Source organism: Nocardioides nanhaiensis, from assembly GCF_039542785.1.
Classification (GTDB): Bacteria; Actinomycetota; Actinomycetes; order Propionibacteriales; family Nocardioidaceae; genus Nocardioides; species Nocardioides nanhaiensis.
Genome location: NZ_BAABIM010000001.1, coordinates 144,703 through 160,502 on the forward strand (window position 1 = coordinate 144,703; position 15,800 = coordinate 160,502).

The 15,800-nt window shown below is 74.7% G+C and carries 14 protein-coding genes; 6 read left to right on the forward strand and 8 right to left on the reverse strand.

Annotated elements, in window-relative coordinates:
* Positions 1–18 precede the first annotated feature (18 nt).
* Together ABD948_RS00640 and ABD948_RS00645 are read left to right on the forward strand one after the other, a co-directional pair.
* The gene (locus ABD948_RS00640; RefSeq protein WP_345262106.1) at positions 19–2,769 is read left to right on the forward strand and encodes a helix-turn-helix transcriptional regulator; all 2,751 of its coding nucleotides are present in this window, start codon (positions 19–21) and stop codon (positions 2,767–2,769) included.
* Between the two features lie 283 nt (positions 2,770–3,052).
* A complete protein-coding gene (locus tag ABD948_RS00645) occupies positions 3,053–4,510 on the forward strand; it encodes an NAD-dependent succinate-semialdehyde dehydrogenase (RefSeq protein WP_345262107.1) in 1,458 nt (485 codons plus the stop codon).
* Between the two features lie 12 nt (positions 4,511–4,522).
* Here ABD948_RS00645 and ABD948_RS00650 read toward each other — a convergent pair whose 3' ends face one another.
* Positions 4,523–4,981 carry a VOC family protein gene (locus tag ABD948_RS00650; RefSeq protein WP_345262108.1) on the reverse strand — a complete coding sequence of 153 codons (459 nt, stop codon included), beginning with the start codon at positions 4,979–4,981 and terminating at the stop codon, positions 4,523–4,525.
* Between the two features lie 56 nt (positions 4,982–5,037).
* Between ABD948_RS00650 and ABD948_RS00655 the strand changes: the two genes are divergently transcribed.
* Positions 5,038–5,406 carry a PH domain-containing protein gene (locus tag ABD948_RS00655; protein ID WP_345262109.1) on the forward strand — a complete coding sequence of 123 codons (369 nt, stop codon included), beginning with the start codon at positions 5,038–5,040 and terminating at the stop codon, positions 5,404–5,406.
* Between the two features lie 213 nt (positions 5,407–5,619).
* On the opposite strand, the gene ABD948_RS00660 is transcribed toward ABD948_RS00655, so the two are convergent.
* The 4 genes from ABD948_RS00660 to ABD948_RS00675 all read right to left on the reverse strand — a co-directional run bounded on the left by ABD948_RS00660 (position 5,620) and on the right by ABD948_RS00675 (position 9,481).
* The gene (locus ABD948_RS00660) at positions 5,620–6,174 is read right to left on the reverse strand and encodes a hypothetical protein (RefSeq protein WP_345262110.1); all 555 of its coding nucleotides are present in this window, start codon (positions 6,172–6,174) and stop codon (positions 5,620–5,622) included.
* Entirely contained in the window at positions 6,171–7,217 is a 1,047-nt protein-coding gene (locus ABD948_RS00665; protein WP_345262111.1) for a hypothetical protein, read from the reverse strand. The genes ABD948_RS00660 and ABD948_RS00665 overlap by 4 nt, the downstream gene beginning before the upstream one ends.
* A 113-nt stretch (positions 7,218–7,330) precedes the next feature.
* Complete coding sequence (locus tag ABD948_RS00670; RefSeq protein ID WP_345262112.1) at positions 7,331–8,881, reverse strand: flotillin family protein; 1,551 nt, start codon at positions 8,879–8,881, stop codon at positions 7,331–7,333.
* 63 nt (positions 8,882–8,944) lie between these two features.
* On the reverse strand, positions 8,945–9,481 hold the full coding sequence (locus ABD948_RS00675; RefSeq protein ID WP_345262113.1) for a hypothetical protein: 537 nt from the start codon (positions 9,479–9,481) through the stop codon (positions 8,945–8,947).
* Between the two features lie 51 nt (positions 9,482–9,532).
* On the opposite strand from ABD948_RS00675, the gene ABD948_RS00680 reads away from it, so the two are divergent.
* The 3 genes from ABD948_RS00680 (at position 9,533) to ABD948_RS00690 (ending at position 13,015) form a co-directional block, all read left to right on the forward strand.
* The gene (locus ABD948_RS00680; RefSeq protein ID WP_345262114.1) at positions 9,533–10,534 is read left to right on the forward strand and encodes a DUF2332 domain-containing protein; all 1,002 of its coding nucleotides are present in this window, start codon (positions 9,533–9,535) and stop codon (positions 10,532–10,534) included.
* A gap of 44 nt (positions 10,535–10,578) precedes the next feature.
* Positions 10,579–11,547, forward strand: a complete 969-nt coding sequence (locus tag ABD948_RS00685; protein ID WP_345262115.1) for a glycoside hydrolase family 25 domain-containing protein — start codon at positions 10,579–10,581, stop codon at positions 11,545–11,547.
* Between the two features lie 142 nt (positions 11,548–11,689).
* The gene (locus ABD948_RS00690; RefSeq protein WP_345262116.1) at positions 11,690–13,015 is read left to right on the forward strand and encodes an MFS transporter; all 1,326 of its coding nucleotides are present in this window, start codon (positions 11,690–11,692) and stop codon (positions 13,013–13,015) included.
* 4 nt (positions 13,016–13,019) lie between these two features.
* Here the strand turns inward: ABD948_RS00690 and ABD948_RS00695 are convergent, their stop codons facing one another.
* The 3 genes from ABD948_RS00695 to ABD948_RS00705 are packed head-to-tail and all read right to left on the reverse strand — an operon-like array spanning position 13,020 to position 15,769.
* Entirely contained in the window at positions 13,020–14,054 is a 1,035-nt protein-coding gene (locus ABD948_RS00695) for a helix-turn-helix transcriptional regulator (RefSeq protein WP_345262117.1), read from the reverse strand.
* Positions 14,055–14,063: 9 nt separating this feature from the next.
* Positions 14,064–14,747 (reverse strand): TIGR03086 family metal-binding protein, encoded by a 684-nt coding sequence (locus tag ABD948_RS00700; RefSeq protein WP_345262118.1) that lies wholly within the window; start codon positions 14,745–14,747, stop codon positions 14,064–14,066.
* Positions 14,744–15,769 (reverse strand): sigma-70 family RNA polymerase sigma factor, encoded by a 1,026-nt coding sequence (locus ABD948_RS00705; protein WP_345262119.1) that lies wholly within the window; start codon positions 15,767–15,769, stop codon positions 14,744–14,746. The genes ABD948_RS00700 and ABD948_RS00705 overlap by 4 nt, the downstream gene beginning before the upstream one ends.
* Positions 15,770–15,800: the final 31 nt, after the last annotated feature.

Genomic DNA, 15,800 nt, shown 5'->3' on the forward strand with positions numbered 1-15,800 from the left:
GATCGCTAGTCTCCCCGTGTGACGCGGCTGGTCGGGCGGGGTGACCTCCTGGCGGAGCTCGGTCGACTGCTCAGCGCCGGGGAGTCCGTGGCGCTGCACGGCCCCGCCGGCGTCGGTCGCACCGCGCTGCTCGACGCCGTCGAGGAGGCCGTGCAGGCGCGTGGCGGCGCGCACCTGGTGCGGGTCTCGGGCTCGGCCGAGGAGCGGACGCTGCCCTTCGCCGCGGTGCACGACCTGCTCGACCAGGTGCCGCCGGAGGTCACCGCGACCCTGCCCGAGGTGCTGCGCGAGCGGGTGCGCAGCCGGCTCCAGGAGGGTCTGCGCGGTGTGCCCGGGGAGGCCGGGGAGGGCCAGCAGGCCGAGCTGGCCGGTCTGCTGCGCGCGGTGCTCGAGCAGTGGAGCAGCACGGCGCCGGTGCTGCTGCTCATCGACGACGTGCTGCTGCTCGACCCCGAGTCCTCGGCCGTCGTCGGGTACGCGCGGCGTCGCCTGGCCGGGCGCTTCGTGCTGGTGGCCACCATCGGCGCCGACCTCGGGGGTGGCGGGGGCCGACCCGACGAGATCGACGTCAGCGAGCTGCGCCAGCTCGAGGTGCCGCCGCTGGCGGCCGCCGACACGGTGGGGCTCCTGGTCGGCCTCGGGCTCGGCCCCGACGTCGCGCAGCGGGTGCACGTGGAGTCGGGCGGGCTGCCTGGGACGGCGCTGGCGCTGGCCGGCGCGCTCGGCGAGCGGCCGGGGGTCCTCGACGCGCCGGCACCGCTGCCGGCCAGCGTGGCCCGCGGCCTGGCGACGCGGCTGCGCGCGCAGCCGGACGGGGTGCGCGAGACCCTCGCCACCGCCGCGCTGCTGCACCGGCCGACGCTGCGCCAGCTCGAGCGCGCCGGTCTGCTGGACGCCGAGGCCCACCTGCGCCGCGCCGCGCTGGCGGGGTTGGTGCTGCACCGCGGCGAGCTGGTCCGCTTCACCCCCACGGCGCTGCGCCAGGTGGCGGCGGAGTCGCTGTCCGCCGCGGAGCGCGCCGCGCGCCACCACGCTCTCGCCGAGGCCGCGCGCAGCCGACCCGAGCGGCTGCGGCACCTGGCGCTCGCCGACCCCCGACCCGACGCCGGGCTGGCCCGCGAGGTCGCGGACGCCGCGGGCGAGGCGACGGCGTCCGGGAGCCGTGACCTGGGTGCCGAGCTGTTCTGCCTGGCCGCGGAGCGGGCCCCCTCGAGCCTGCACGACGAGCGAACGGACTGGCTGACCCAGGCGGTCGAGAGCGCGGCGCCGGGCAACCACCGCGAGCTCGTGGGCCGGGCCCTGGCCGACTTCTGGGAGTCCGGGCCGACCCCCGACCAGGCGGTGCGGGTGCGTCTGGCGATCCCCGAGCTGGCGGGCGGCGCCACGATCATGCTGGACGAGGTCCTCACCGCGGCGCTGGCCGACGCCGGTGACGACGACCGGCTGGTCGCCCGGGTGCTGCTGCAGCGCGCCCGGGTGGCGCTGCGCGAGTCGCGGCCGGTGGCCTCGGCCCGCGACGCCGAACGTGCCGTCGCGGTGCTGGAGCGTGTGGGCGACCCGGACGAGCTGGCGCTGGGCCTGACGACGCTCGCCGGCGCCCGGCGCTGGGTGGGCGAGGACCACCTGCGCCCGGTGCAGCGCGCCGTCGCCCTGGCGGGGCCGCCCGCGCCGGGGTTGGTGCACATCTCCCCGGCCTACATGGCCGCGCGGTTCGCGTTCTACGACGACCGCCTGGACGAGGCCTGGGGCAGCTTCTCGGCCCTGCTGGCGCAGGTGGACCGCGGTGCCGCGGCCGACGAGGTGCACGTGCTGCGCTGCCTGGTGGAGGTGGGGGTGCGGCGTGGCCGGTGCCGCGAGGCCCGGGGCTACGCCGAGCGGGCGGAGCGGCTCGGTGAGGAGTTCGACCTCGACCCGCAGACGGCCTGGTTCATCAGCGCCCTGGCCGAGCTGGCCGGCGGTGACCTGGCCCGTGGCACCACCCTGGCGACGCGAGGTGCCGAGACCGCCGAGGAGCAGGGCGACACTCGTTACCTCATCCGTCACCTGGGCCTGCTGGGCCAGGCGCGGCTGCGCTCGGGCGAGGCGGCCGCGGCGCGCGAGGCGCTGCTGCGCATCCGCGAGGTGGAGGAGGAGCGCGGCTTCAGCGACCCGACGGTCAACCGCTGGCACGCCGACCTGGCCTCGGCGCAGGTGGCCCTGGGTCAGCTGGCGGAGGCCGAGGCCACGATCGCGCAGGCGCGCGGCGAGCTGGCGCCGCGGGTCAGCACCGAGGGGGTGCTGGCCACGCTCGACCGCGCCGAGGCTGAGCTGGCGGTGGCGCGCGGCGACCTCGACCGAGCCGACCGCCTGCTCACCCGTGCGGCGGCCGCCCTGGCCGCCCGGCAGATGCCGATCGAGCTCGGTCGCACGCTGATGGTGAGGGCGCTGCTCGAGCGGCGGCGTCGTCGGGTGGCCGCGGGCCGAGCTGCCACGCGCCAGGCGCTGGACGCCTTCACCCTGGCCCGGGCGGAGGCCTGGGTCAGCCAGCTGCGCCAGGACGAGCCGGCGCGGGCGAGTGCGGGCGACCCGCGGCTGGCGCGCCTCAACGACACCGAGCGGCGCATCGCGCACGAGGTCTCGACCGGCGCCAGCAACCGCGAGATCGCCGAGCGCACCTACCTCAGCGTCAAGACCGTCGAGGCCACGCTGACGCGCATCTACCGCAAGCTCGAGGTGCGCTCGCGCACCCAGCTGGCGGCCCTGCTGCGGACGCCGCCGCCGGGGGAGTAGCGCTGAGGAGGGGAACCGGAGGCCGAGTCGTCAGGGGGATGCCGACCCGGCCTCCGGCGTGAGGAACCCCCCGTTGCATGGGGTCAACGAGGGGTTCTGTCGCCTTCTCGGTGCTCCCTCCGAAGAACGACGTGCCCATGCTAGCGCGGTACCCCGCGGGGCGTCACCTCTTGGACAGAAGTGGCCGACCTGTCCAGACGGCCGATCGGCCGACACCTGCTCGCCGCTGATCGGGGCGGCCGGGGCGCAGCGCCGGTGACCGCCGGGGTGCCACAGTGGTCCCATGAGCGGACTCGACCTCGTGCCCCAGCAGCAGCGTCACCTCCTCATCGGTGGGGAGTGGCGCGAGTCGTCCTCCGGAGCCCGGATCGAGGTGCTCGACCCAGCCGACGGATCGGTGCTCGCCGAGGTGGCGGACGGCACGCCGGACGACGCCGTCGAGGCGCTCGACGCCGCCGTCGCCGCGCAGGCCGCGTGGGCCGCGACGCCGCCGCGCGAGCGCAGCGACGTGCTGCGCCGCGCCTTCGAGCTGATCACCGAGCGCACCGACGAGTTCGCCGAGCTGATGAGCCTGGAGATGGGCAAGCCGGTGGCCGAGGCGCGCGGCGAGGTGGCCTACGGCGCCGACTTCTTCCGCTGGTACGCCGAGGAGGCCGTGCGCATCCAGGGCAGCTGGTTGCCCGCCCCCGCCGGTGGCAGCCGGATCCTGACGATCCGCAAGCCGGTGGGTCCGTGCCTGTTCGTCCTGCCGTGGAACTTCCCGCTCGCGATGGGGACCCGCAAGATCGGCCCCGCCATCGCCGCCGGCTGCACGATGGTCGTCAAGCCGGCCGCCCAGACGCCGCTCACCACGCTGGCGCTGGCCGCGCTGCTCGAGGAGGTCGGCCTGCCCGCGGGCGTGCTCAACGTCGTCACCACCACCGACGCCGGCGGTCTCAGCACCGCGCTGCTCGGTGACGACCGGCTGCGCAAGCTCAGCTTCACCGGCTCCACCGCCGTCGGACGCCACCTCGTCGAGCTCTCCGCCCCCCAGCTGCTGCGGGTCAGCATGGAGCTCGGCGGCAACGCCCCGTTCCTGGTCTTCGACGACGCCGACCTCGACGCCGCCGTCGAGGGCGCCATGCTGGCGAAGATGCGCAACATGGGCGAGGCCTGCACCTCGGCCAACCGCTTCCTCGTGCACGAGTCGGTGGCGGCGGACTTCTCGCAGCGCCTCGCCGACCGGATGGGCGCCCTGACCCTCGGCCGTGGTCAGGACGACGGCGTCGACGTCGGCCCCCTGATCGACGAGCGCGCCCTGGAGTCGGTCAGCCAGCTGGTCACCGACGCCGTCCACGACGGCGCGCGGGTGCTCACGGGCGGCAGCGCGAAGGAGGGCGCGGGCTACTTCTACGAGCCGACCGTGCTGGTGGACGTGCCGGCGGACTCGGCGATCAACACCGAGGAGATCTTCGGCCCGGTCGCGCCCATCACCACCTTCGCCACCGAGGAGGAGGCCATCGAGCGCGCCAACTCCACCGAGTACGGCCTCGCCTCCTACGTGTTCACCCGCGACCTGCAGCGCACCATCCGGCTGGCCGAGGGCCTGGACTTCGGCATGGTCGGCGTCAACACCGGCCTGGTCTCCAACGCCGCCGCCCCCTTCGGCGGCGTCAAGGCCAGCGGGTTCGGCCGCGAGGGTGGCTTCGAGGGGATCGACGAGTACCTCGAGACCACCTACGTGGCGCTCAAGACCGACTGAGGCGGAGCCTCCTCACGGCGCGAAGCCCTCGCGCGCCGCGCGGGCCCCGTCGTCGAGCTGCTCGGCGAAGAGGGTGATCTGCAGCCCCGGTGCGGCCGGCACGTCGAGCCGCGAGTTCACCGACTGCCACGGCGTGAGCCGCGGAGCGGCCACCAGCTCGGCGCCGCCCGCGACGGCGGCGTCGGTGGCCGCGGGGGTGTCCGCCACCTCGAGCGCGACGCGGATGGTCGGGCTCGGCCGCCCCTCGGCCTCGACGTCGTCGATGAAGCGCTTGTGGGCGGGGTTCGCGATCTCCAGCGTCGCCCGGCCGGCGTCGAGGATGACGACCTGGGCGTCGTCGCCCTGCGAGAACGAGGCCAGGGCAGGCATGCCGAGCACGTCGCGGAACAGCGCGACGGCGGCGTCGTAGTCGTCGGCCTCGACGACGACACGGAGCTGGCGGACGGCGGGCTGGTGCGCGTCGGCGGTCACGGACCCATCATGCGCACCGTGCGGCGAGCGGCGCTGACGGCTCGTAGGGTGGCGCGATGGAGACAGCTCCCATCACCGCCTGGACCTTCGTCGCCGAGTGCCCGATCCCGCCCGACCTCGGCCCCATCCTGGTCGAGGGCGAGCAGCCGTGGGCTGCCTACAAGACGTACCGGGACAGCGCGATCTTCACCAACAAGCGCCTGATCGTGCGTGACGCCCAGGGCATCACCGGCAAGAAGGTCGAGATCTATTCGTTGCCGTACTCGTCGATCAACATGTGGTCGTCGGAGAACGCCGGCAAGATCGACTTCAATGCGGAGATGGAGCTCTGGACGCGGGCCGGACACATCAAGGTGAAGCTGGGCAAGGGCATCGACATCCGCAAGCTGGACCACCTGATCTCCCACGCGGTCCTCAACGGCTGACGGGGTTCACTGCGCTCAGCCCTGGGCGTAGGCGTCGTCGACGAGCAGCTGTCTGAGGCCCAACTCGATGGAGGTTCTCGGCCTCGGTGCTGTCGTCGTTCTCCCGTGGGCAGGACGTGGTCGAGGTGGCGGGCGGGTGCGTCGACGTCCGCGGTCTTCCGGCTCCCTGCACTGCCGTCCAGCTCGAAGGCCTGCTCCCTGTGCTCGGCCGGCTCAGGTCACCCGGCTGACGGCGAAGGCGGCGGAGGCACCCCAGGCGCCCAGGTACCAGGCGAGCACCACCGCGACGCTGCGCCGCGAGCGGGCGTGCGCGAGGGCGACGGCGGCGAGCGGCACCGCGGCGAGCACCAGCAACGAAGGGGTCAGCATGGCCTCGTCGACGCCGTTCGCACTGAGCAGCCGGTCGAACAGGTCGGGAGGGGAGCTCGCGCCCCGGCCCCCGTGCACGAACACGGCGAGTGGCGCCCCCCAGCCGGCGGCGACGGCGGCCAGCCCCCAGGCGGCGCGGCCGTACCGGGGGAGTGCCGGAACGAGCGCGCCCGCCCACACCAGCGTCAGGGCGCCCCACAGGTGGGCCAGCAGCACGACCCGCGGCGCGTCGTCACCGGCGGCGGCCACCAGCAGGTCGCTCCAGGCGGGCGCGAGGACGAGCAGTCCCACGACGACCAACCCGACCGCCAGGAGGGCCACGGCCACCACGATCACCCCCCAGTGCCGCGGCAGGCGGGCCCCGTCGTCGGTGGGCGGGGCGGCAGGTCGCCGGCTCATCCCTGCGGCACCTCCGGCGGCGCCGGGTAGAACCCCTGGGAGGTCCCGATCAGCACGTAGGCCAGCGCCCGGGTGAGCGGACGGGCTTCGGCCGAGGCCGGGTCGTCGCCGGTGGGCGCCTCGCCGGGGTCCTCGGCGGCGATGACCAGTGCGAGGGCGGCCCGCGCTGGCGTGGCGAGGGTGTCGCCCGGCGGCTCGGGCAGGCCGGCGCCGGGCACCAGCTCGACGTCGTCGAGGTCGTCGTCGAGCTGGTTCAGGGCACGCTCGGTGCGGGTCTGCAGCACCACCGCCACGAGGGAGCCGGTGTCGCGCCGGTCCGTGTCCGACCCGACCCTGCCCACGGCCTCGACGAGCAGCGCGGAGCGGCAGCCCTCCAGCGACGGCGAGCCGCCGTCGACGGCGAGTGCCTGTGCTGCCTCCTCGCACGAGACCACCGCGGCGCGCGAGGGGGCCAGGCCCACCTGGAAGTCAGAGGTGACCGCTTCGGAACCCTCGCCGGGTCCTGCCAGCTCCTGTGCGGAGGTGGCCAGCCAGTCGCCGCGCGATCCGTAGCTCTCCACCGTGAACCAGACCAGCGTCGCGCCGGCTCCCCAGACCAGGGTCCACACCACGACGGTGGTGCGCCAGCGGCGGACCGGCCCCTGCGGCTCGCGGACGCCGGCGCCTGCCCCGCTGGCCGCCGCCACGAGCATGGGGAGCGAGAGCAGCAGACCCATGGCCACCCAGGCGAGGTCGCTGCCCACGGAGAAGTCCGCGAGCACCTCCTGCGCCAGGTCCTCACCGCGGTCGCTGCCCGAACCACGGCTCGGCATGAAGGCGAGCATCGGCAGGGCCGCGAGCACCAGCAGCGCCCAGAGCGGTGCCGCCGACCAGGCACCGCGCCGGCGCCGTACCTCGGTGGCGAGCACCACCGGCACGAGCAGCAGCCAGCACCAGCCGACGACGACGAGCTCGAGCAACCGACGGTCGCCGTCGGCGACCCAGGTGTCGAGCCAGCCGATCCACGGGCGGGCGATCACGACCGAGCCCCAGATCAGGACCACGAAGCCCCCGAGGAGGAGGACCAGCCCTCCGAACGCGCCCGCCGCGCCCCCCTTCCCGGACCTCTTGCCGGACCTCGTGCTGGAACCGCCCGGCCGGGTCGCGGTGCGCGACCTCACGTGGAGGAGCTGGTCGACCCCGCGACGGTGTCGTCCGTGGCCGCGCCGACGCCGGTCTCCAGGCCCATGCCGCCCGCGGCCTTCTGCACCGAGCGCTGGATGAGCGTCTCGAGGTCGAGCCCGGTGGAGGTCTTGAGCATGTTGAGCGTCTGCACCACGTTCTCGGTGACCTGCTTGGGCATCGCGTTCGCGCCGTCGGTGGAGATGACGGTCAGCTGGTCGATGGCGCCGATCGGGGCGGCCACCTCCTTGGCGATCTGCGGCAGCACCTCGATCAGCATCTGCAGCACGGCGGCGTCGTTGTAGTTGGCGAACGCCTCGGCGCGCTTGTCCATCGCCTCGGCCTCGGCCTGGCCGATGGCCAAGGTGGCGGCCGCGGTGGCCTCACCCTCGGCGCGGGTGGCGTCGGCCTCGGCCACGCGGCGGGCCTTCTCGGCCTCACCGCGCTTGGCGCCCTCGATGGCCTCGGCCTCGGCGAGGGCGGCACGGCGCGACTTCTCCGCCTCACCGGTCAGGCGGGCCTCCTCGGCCTTGGCCTGCGCGGCGGCGATGGTGGAGGCCTTGCGGGCGTCGGCGGCGGCGATCTCGGCCGAGCGCTTGGCCTCGGCGTCCTGCTCCACCCGGTAGCGCTCGGCGTCGGCGGGCTTGCGCACCTCGGTCTCGAGCTTGCGCTCGGTCAGGGCCGCCTGGCGCACGGCCACCTTCTCCTGCTCGAGCAGGATCGCCTGGTCGCGGTCGGCCTGGGCCAGCGGACCCGAGGCCGCGGCCTGCGCCGAGGCGGCGTCGGTCTCGGACTTGATCTCGGCCTGCTTGAGCGCCAGCGTGCGCTGGGCGACGGCGATCTCCTGCTCGGCGGCGATCTGCGCCTGCTCGGCCGCTTGGCGGGCGTTGGCCTCCGCGATCCGGGCCTCCTGGCTCAGCCGCGCGGCCTCCGGGCGACCGAGGTCGGCCAGGTAGGAGCCGTCGTCGGTGACGTCCTGGATCTGGAAGGTGTCGAGGATCAGGCCCTGACCGGTCAGGGAGTTCTCGGACTCGTCGGCCACGCGCTGGGCGAAGGCGGCGCGGTCGCGGATGATCTGCTCCACCGTCAGGCCACCGACGATCGAGCGCAGCGCGCCGGCCAGCACCTCCTGGGTGAACGGCTCGACGTCGGCCTGCTGGCTGAGGAAGCGCTGCGCGGCGAGCCGGATCTGGTCGGCGTTGCCGCCCACCTTGACGATGGCCACGCCCTCGACGTTGAGCTTGATGCCCTGCCCCGAGACGGCGCCACGGATCTGCACCGAGATGCGGCGGCTGGAGAGGTCCATGGTGGCGAGCTTCTGCACGAACGGGATCACGAAGACGCCGCCGCCGAGCACCACCTTCTGGCCCGAGAGGTCGGTGGAGAGCTCACCGGTCTCGGGGTTGAGCACCGCCTTGCCCTTGCGGCCGGTGACGATGAACGCCTGGTTGGGGCCTGCCACCTTGTAACGACTGGTGACCAGCAGGACCAGCAGCACCACCAGGACGATGAGGCCGATGATCGGGACGAGCGGGGAGTCGGGCATGGAGGTGCCTTTCGGAGCTGGTGCTGCAGGGTGGGTCGGGTCGGGGGGGAGTGCCAGCGAGGGTCAGCGTTCGGGGAGCTCGTCGACGTCGAGCTGCCACACCGGCGCGACGGCGACGGCGGAGGGCGAGAGCACCTCGGTGACGTGCACGGGGGTGCCGGTCTCGAGGGCGCGCGCCACCGAGGAGCGGGCGTTGAGTCGCATCGTGTGGCCGCCGAGCCGGACGACGACGACGCCGTAGCCCTCGGCGGGGATGTCGGTGACGACGTCGGCGTCGCGCCCGACCGTGGCCTCCAGGGTGGGGGTGGCGTCGCTGCCGCCGTCCTTGACCAGGCGGGTCAGCCAGACGGCGAACCAGGCGAAGACCACGCCGGAGCCGATGCCCACGGGCAGGGTGACGGCGCCGGGGAGGCCCGCGCCGGCGGCCGCGGCTCCGCCGAAGCCGAACGCCGAGACGAACGCGCCGATCACGGCGCTGGAGAAGACGTCGCCCGCGAGACCCTCCAGGCCGTCGAGGGCGCCGTCGAAGAGGTCGCCGACGACCAGCGAGACGGCCAGCAGCGCGAGGCCGACCACGCCGATCACCAGGAGCGTCGTCATGGGTTCCACCCTCTCCTATGCCGGTGCCGGCGAAACCCCGAGGATAGGGGAATGCAGATCTCGGGGTCGGTGCGCGAGCAGTACGAGGCGTTCCTGGGTCAGTGCGGGGACTCCCCGACGTTCGTGGACTGGACGCGCGGGGTGCTCGGGGACCCGGAGGTCCAGGCCTGGATCAGTGCTCTCCGCGAGGCCAAGCAGCAGCCCAACCTCGTGTACGCGGCCGCGCGGTGGCACGGCGTCGCAGCGCCGGGCCCGTTCGGCGGGCTGCGCGCGGCCCTGCTCGACGACGACGGCTCGATCCGCGACACGATCCTCTCGCGCGCCACGCAGACCAACGAGGTCGGGCGACTCGCGACGCTGCAGCCGGTGTTCGCGTCCGTGGCCCGGCAGCACCGGGGGGCGCCGCTGGCGCTGGTCGAGGCGGGGGCCAGCGCGGGACTGTGCCTCTACCCCGACCGGTGGGGCTACCGGTGGAGCACCGAGCGCGGGCCGGTCACGCTCGGCGAGGAGCCGGCGCTGCGCTGCGAGGTGAGCGGCCCCGCGCCGCTCGGGCACGGCCCGCTGCAGGTCGCGTGGCGCGGCGGCGTCGACCTCAACCCGCTCGACGTCACCGACGCCGACACGGTGGCGTGGCTGCGGACGCTGGTGTGGCCCGAGCACGAGGACCGGCGGGCGCTGCTGGCCCGCGCCGTCGAGGTGGCGCGGGCCGAGCCGCCGCACCTGGTGCGCGGCGACCTGCTCGAGCGGCTGCCCTCGGTCGTGGCCGAGGCTGCCGCCCACGGACCGGTGGTGGTGTTCCACAGTGCGGTGATCGCCTACCTCGCCGACGACGACCGCGAGCGGTTCCACGACCTGATGGCGGGCCTGGTCGCCGACGGCGCCTGCCACTGGGTCAGCAACGAGGGGGCGCGGGTGCTGCCCCGGGTGACGGCGACCGTGCCGGGCGCACCGGGCGAGGTCGAGCGTGCGCCGCTGCCGTTCGTGCTCGGTCTCGACGGGCGGGCCGTAGCCTGGACGCACGGTCACGGCCGGGCGATGGCCTGGCTCGGGTGACCTCAGGTCGAGCGGAGGATCCGACGACGAGGAGCGGAGGCAGGGTGCGCGGCACGGCGGCAGCGGCGGTGGCGATCTGCGCACTGCTCGCGGCCTGCGCCGGCGCGGACCCCGCGGAGTCCGGCACGGCCACCGAGGAGGGCTCGGCCGCAGCATCCGGATCGGTGTCCGGGTCGCCGTCGTCGAGACCCACCCAGGTGCCCAGCCCGATCGCGCCGCCCGCCGTCGACCCCGAGCTGCGTGACCTCGCCGAGCAGCTGGCCGGCGAGACCCGGGTGCCGCCGCGCAGCGAGCCGGTGCTGGGCGGCGACGTCAGCTGGCCGCAGTGCCCGCCCGGCATGGGCATCCCCGAGAAGCGCTCGCACGGCGGCCCGATGCCGGTCGACGACGCCGAGTACGTGGTGGTCGGGCTGACCAACGGCCCGGGGTTCACGCCCAACCCGTGCCTCGCCGAGCAGGTGGCCTGGGTGCGCGAGCGCAGCCTGCTGATCTCGGCGTACGCGGTGGCCAGCTGGCCCGGCGAGGAGGTGGTGCGCGAGCTCGGCGACGACGGGCCCTTCGACGGCGGCACGCGGCTCGGCGCGCTGCGCAACGCCGGCTACCAGCAGGCGCTCTTCAACGTGGAGAACATGCGCCGCGCCGACTTCCCGACCCCCATCGTGTGGATCGACGTCGAGCCGGTGCCCGACTTCGACTGGCCCGCCGACCTCACCGAGAACGCGGCCGTCGTCGAGGGTGTCGCCCAGGGCTACCGCGACGCGGGCTACGCCATCGGCGTCTACTCCACGCCCTTCCTGTGGGAGGAGATCGTGGGCGGCTTCGAGCTCGGCGTGCCCGAGTGGCGCGCCGCCGGCCAGACCTCCGGCGAGGAGGCGCTCGCCCGCTGCGGCGACGAGTGGGTGATCCAGGGCGGCGAGGCCGTGCTGGGCCAGTGGGTCGAGGCCGACCGCGACATGAACTGGACCTGCCCCGGCATCTCCGCCGACCTCGGCCGCTGGTTCGCGCAGACCTGAGGCCGGCCAACCGCACCAGGTCACCACTTGACTTCAACCTCGGTTGAGGGTGTCTGCTCCTGACCTGGGAGGACGCCACCACCGATGAATCCGGGTGCGACTGTCGGTCCTCCTCTGCACACTGCTGCGTGAAGGAGGACCGATGACCGAGCAGCTCACGCCCGACCCCGTCGCCGCCGCCGATGTCGCGAGCGCCGGCGGGCGGTCGTTGCCGCGCGCGCTCACGCCGTTCCGCCACCCGGGCTACCGGCGGCTGGCGGTCGCGCTGGTCTTCAGCAGCCTGGCCTCGGGCATGTGGGTGGTGGGCCTGGTGTGGGAGGTCATCCGCATCGACGGCGGCCCGGGCACGCTCTCGCTGGTCACCACCGCCGGCGCGGTGGGGGTGCTGATCCCCGCCCTGCTGGGCGGGGTGGTGGCCGACCGGGTGCCGCAGAAGAGCATCCTGCTGTGCGTGGCTGCCGTGGAGCTGGCCGGCATGGGGCTGGTGGCGACGCTCTCGGCCCTCGACGCCACGACGGTCGGCTGGCTGATGGGCGTCTCCTTCGCTGCCGGCGCGGGCATGGCCTTCTACTACCCCGCCTACTCGGCCTGGCTGCCCGCGCTGGTCGCCGAGGAGGACCTGATGGCGGTCAACGGCTTCGAGGGGATGGTGCGGCCGACCATCGGGCAGGCCGCCGGCCCGGCGCTGGCCGGCATCGCCGTCGCGGCCGTCAACCCGGCAGCGGCCCTGGGCTTGGCCGCCCTGTCGTCGCTGGTGGGGCTGCTGGCGCTCACCGCCGTGCCGCGCACGCCCGTGCGCCGCGACCTCACGCTCGGGGAGCCCGGGCAGGGCGCGGTGGCGTCGGCGCTGGCCGACATCCGCGAGGGCTTCGCGTACATGGTGCGCACGCCGTGGCTGCTGGCCACGCTGCTGTTCGCCTCGATCATGATCCTGGTAATGATGGGGCCGCTCGAGGTGCTGGTCCCCTTCCTGATCAAGGACCGCCTCGGCGGCGGGCCGGGCGACCATGCCCTGGTGCTCGCGGCGTTCGGCATCGGCGGCGCGCTCGGGTCCCTGGTGATGGCCTCACGGCCCATGCCGCGGCGCTACCTGACGGTGATGAACCTGATGTGGGGTGTGGGCTGCCTGCCGTTCATCGCCATGGTGCTGGCCACCGCCGTGTGGCAGGTCGTGGTGGCGGCGCTGGTGCTCGGCGTCTTCTTCTCCGCCCCGATGGTCATCTGGGGCACGCTGCTGCAGCGTCGGGTGCCGGCGCACCTGCTCGGCCGGGTCGCCTCGCTGGACTTCTTCGTCTCCATCAGCCTGATGCCGGTCTCGATGGCGCTGGCCGGCCCGGTCTCGCAGTGGATCGGGCTCGAGGCCACGTTCTTCCTCGCCGGCATCGTGCCCGGTGTGGTGGCGGTGGTCGCCGTGGTGGCAGCCCGGCTGCCCGCCGACGAGCTGGCCCACCCGATGCGCGACGACTGACGGGTCAGCTGGGTGCCAGCACCTCGGCCAGGGCGCGGCGCGAGCGGATGCCGAGCTTGCGGTAGACCCGCGAGAGGTGCCACTCGACGGCCTTGACGCTCAGCAGCAGCTCGCCGGCGATCTGCCGGTTGCTGTGCCCGGCCGCCGCCGGCACCGCGACGCGGCGCTCGGCCTGGGTCAGCGCGGCGAGGGCCTCGGCGTGGACGCGGCGCGGGGTCTCGCCCGCGCGCTCCAGCAGCCGGTGGACACGACTCTGGAGCGGCCACAGCTGCTCGCCGTCCGCGTAGGTCTCGGCCGAGCGCAGCAGCGCGACGGCCTCGGTGCGGGCGGCGGGGTCGCCCTGGAGCAGCAGCACGCCGGCGACGTCGGTCGCGATCTGGGCCGCCAACCGAGCCGCGGGAACGCCGGCCAGGGCCTCCTGGGCCTCGCGCAGCAGCACCAGGCGGCGGCCTCCGCCGTCGGTGGTGGCCAGGGTGCGCAGCGCCTGTGCGACGGCGTGCGCCGAGCCGGAGGTGGTCGCGGCCACGAGCTGGGCGCCGGCCAGGTGGTCGGCGTCACGGCCGCCGCCGCGCACGAGCGCCAGCACCGCGCCGACCCGCCACGGCAGGTCGTCGGGCGCGAGCCGGTGCTCGGGCGACAGCTCGGCCTCGCGGTCGCCGGCACGACGGAAGTGGGCCAGGGCGGCCTCGGGCGCGCCGAGGGCCAGCTCGATCTCGCCCAGGGCGTGCTCGGCCAGCGCGGCTACCGCAGCTGCCTGCTCGGGGCGGCAGAGCGCCGGCAGCTCCTCGCGCAGCTCGAGCGCGTCACCCAGGTCGCCACGGGCCAGGCGACAGTCCACGAGCAGGGCCAGCAGTCGTGCGTGCTCCAGCGGGTCGATCGGCCCCTGCGAGGAGCGCAGCGCCTCCAGCACCGCGAGGGCCTCGCCCACCTGCCCGCTGCGGGCCAGCATGCCCGCCAGCTGCAGGGTCGCGGCGACGTCGACGTCACCACCCGCTCCGACCTCGCGACACGTGTCACGGCCCCCGCCGTCGATCGTCATGGCCGCAGCCTAGGAAGCGCGCGGCTCCCCTGTACGGCGAACGCCGTGGTTGGTGGCGGCTGGTCTTGACCTACCGCGACCCAGCAGCGCCAGCAGCCGGGTGCTGGCGTCCGCGGACGCCGCGGGCGGAAGGGCCGTGGCGAAGCGAACCCCCCGGTCCGCGGGGTCCACGAGCACCGCTGCCACCTCGAGCAGGTCGCGGGCGAGCGCGGGGGCGAGCGGCGCCGGACGGCCGACGGCGGCGGCCACGTCCCAGCCGTGCACGGCCACCTCGAGCGCCGCCGTCAGCGCGACGAGCCCGGTCGGGACCGGGACGCCGTCGACCCGGGTGAGGGGCGGCGGTGCGGCGCTCCAGCGGCCCAGCAGGTGGCTCGAGCGGCGGCACAGCGCGTCGACCCGCACCGCGGCGGTGAGGGACGGGAAGGACGGGACGGACGGGGAGCCCGCGACGTCGACCCGCCCGTCGGCGCCCTCGTCGAAGGCGGCCAGGCCGTCGTCCATGTGGGCCAGCAGCTCCCCGAGGGTCCAGGCCGCGCACGGCGTCGGAAGCTCCAGCAGGCCGGGGCGCGCGGTCGACCGGAGAGCGGCCAGCACCGGCCGGGTGTGCTCGAGCGCGCGCTCGAGCAGCAGCACCGGGTCGGGCAGTCCGGGGATCGCGAGCGGGTCGGCCGGGCGCGGGCCCGGCCGGGTCACGAGACCGTCGCCGGGTCGTAGCCTGCCGGCAGCATCGCGGGCAGGCCGAAGCGCTCGAAGGTGCCCTCCTCGAAGAAGGCGCCGACGTGGCGCACCCGGGTGCCGTCGAGGTCGAGCACCTGCAGGTGGAAGGGACGGAAGGTGCCGTCGGGCTGACGCATGTAGAGGCCGAAGGCCGGCTGGCCGTTGGCGGTGGTGCGCACCATCGGCATGTCGTGCGTCCCGCCGGGGCACTGTCCGTCGATGAGCCGGCCGATGTTCTCGGCGCCCAGGTACCAGCCGGTGAACGGCGGCATCTCCCACACGGCGTCGGCGCGCAGCATGGCGACGATCGCCTCGATGTCCTTGCGCCAGAAGGCCTCCACGTAGCGGGACAGCAGCCCCTCCTGCTCGGGGGTGAGCTCCTCGACGACGGTGTCCTCGGTCAGGCCGCGCTCCTGCATCTGGGCGTGCGCACGCTGCAGCGCGGAGTTGACGGCGGCCACCGTGGTGTCGAGCGAGGCGGCGGTCTCGGCGGCGCTCCAGCGCAGCACGTCGCGCATGATCAGCACCGCGCGCTGGCGGGCGGGCAGGTGCTGCAGGGCGGCCACGAAGGCGAGTCGGATGGTGTCGCGCTCCTCCACCACCACCGCGGCGTCGGGCACGGGCTGGAGCCAGGCGACCTCCTGGTCGACCTCGAGGGCGTCACCGGCCTGCGAGTCGGCGGTGCCGAGCCCGGTGGGCAGCGGCCTGCGGGGCCGGCCCTCCAGGTTGGTGAGGCACACGTTGGTGGCGATCCGGTACAGCCAGGTGCGCACCGAGCTGCGGCCCTGGAAGCCGGCGCTGGCCTTCCACGCGCGCAGGAAGGTCTCCTGGACCAGGTCCTCGGCCTCGTGCACCGAGCCGCTCATCCGGTAGCAGTGCGCCAGCAGCTCGCGCTGGTAGCGCGAGGTGAGGGTGTCGAAGTCCTCGAGCTCGTCGGGTGTCGTGCTCTCGCGGGTCGTCACACCCGTCTCCTCGGTGCTGATCGTGGTCGTCGTCATCCTGGGCCCTCCGCAGTCTGCCTGGTGTCTG

Bases quoted from the DNA above. Each gene is read 5' to 3' on its own strand.
- ABD948_RS00645 (WP_345262107.1), top strand. From the start codon at position 3,053: ATGAGCGGACTCGACCTCGTGCCCCAGCAGCAGCGTCACCTCCTCATC.
- ABD948_RS00655 (WP_345262109.1), top strand. From the start codon at position 5,038: ATGGAGACAGCTCCCATCACCGCCTGGACCTTCGTCGCCGAGTGCCCG.
- ABD948_RS00660 (WP_345262110.1), bottom strand. From the start codon at position 6,174: ATGAGCCGGCGACCTGCCGCCCCGCCCACCGACGACGGGGCCCGCCTG.
- ABD948_RS00670 (WP_345262112.1), bottom strand. From the start codon at position 8,881: ATGCCCGACTCCCCGCTCGTCCCGATCATCGGCCTCATCGTCCTGGTG.
- ABD948_RS00675 (WP_345262113.1), bottom strand. From the start codon at position 9,481: ATGACGACGCTCCTGGTGATCGGCGTGGTCGGCCTCGCGCTGCTGGCC.
- ABD948_RS00680 (WP_345262114.1), top strand. From the start codon at position 9,533: ATGCAGATCTCGGGGTCGGTGCGCGAGCAGTACGAGGCGTTCCTGGGT.
- ABD948_RS00690 (WP_345262116.1), top strand. From the start codon at position 11,690: ATGACCGAGCAGCTCACGCCCGACCCCGTCGCCGCCGCCGATGTCGCG.
- ABD948_RS00695 (WP_345262117.1), bottom strand. From the start codon at position 14,054: ATGACGATCGACGGCGGGGGCCGTGACACGTGTCGCGAGGTCGGAGCG.
- ABD948_RS00705 (WP_345262119.1), bottom strand. From the start codon at position 15,769: ATGACGACGACCACGATCAGCACCGAGGAGACGGGTGTGACGACCCGC.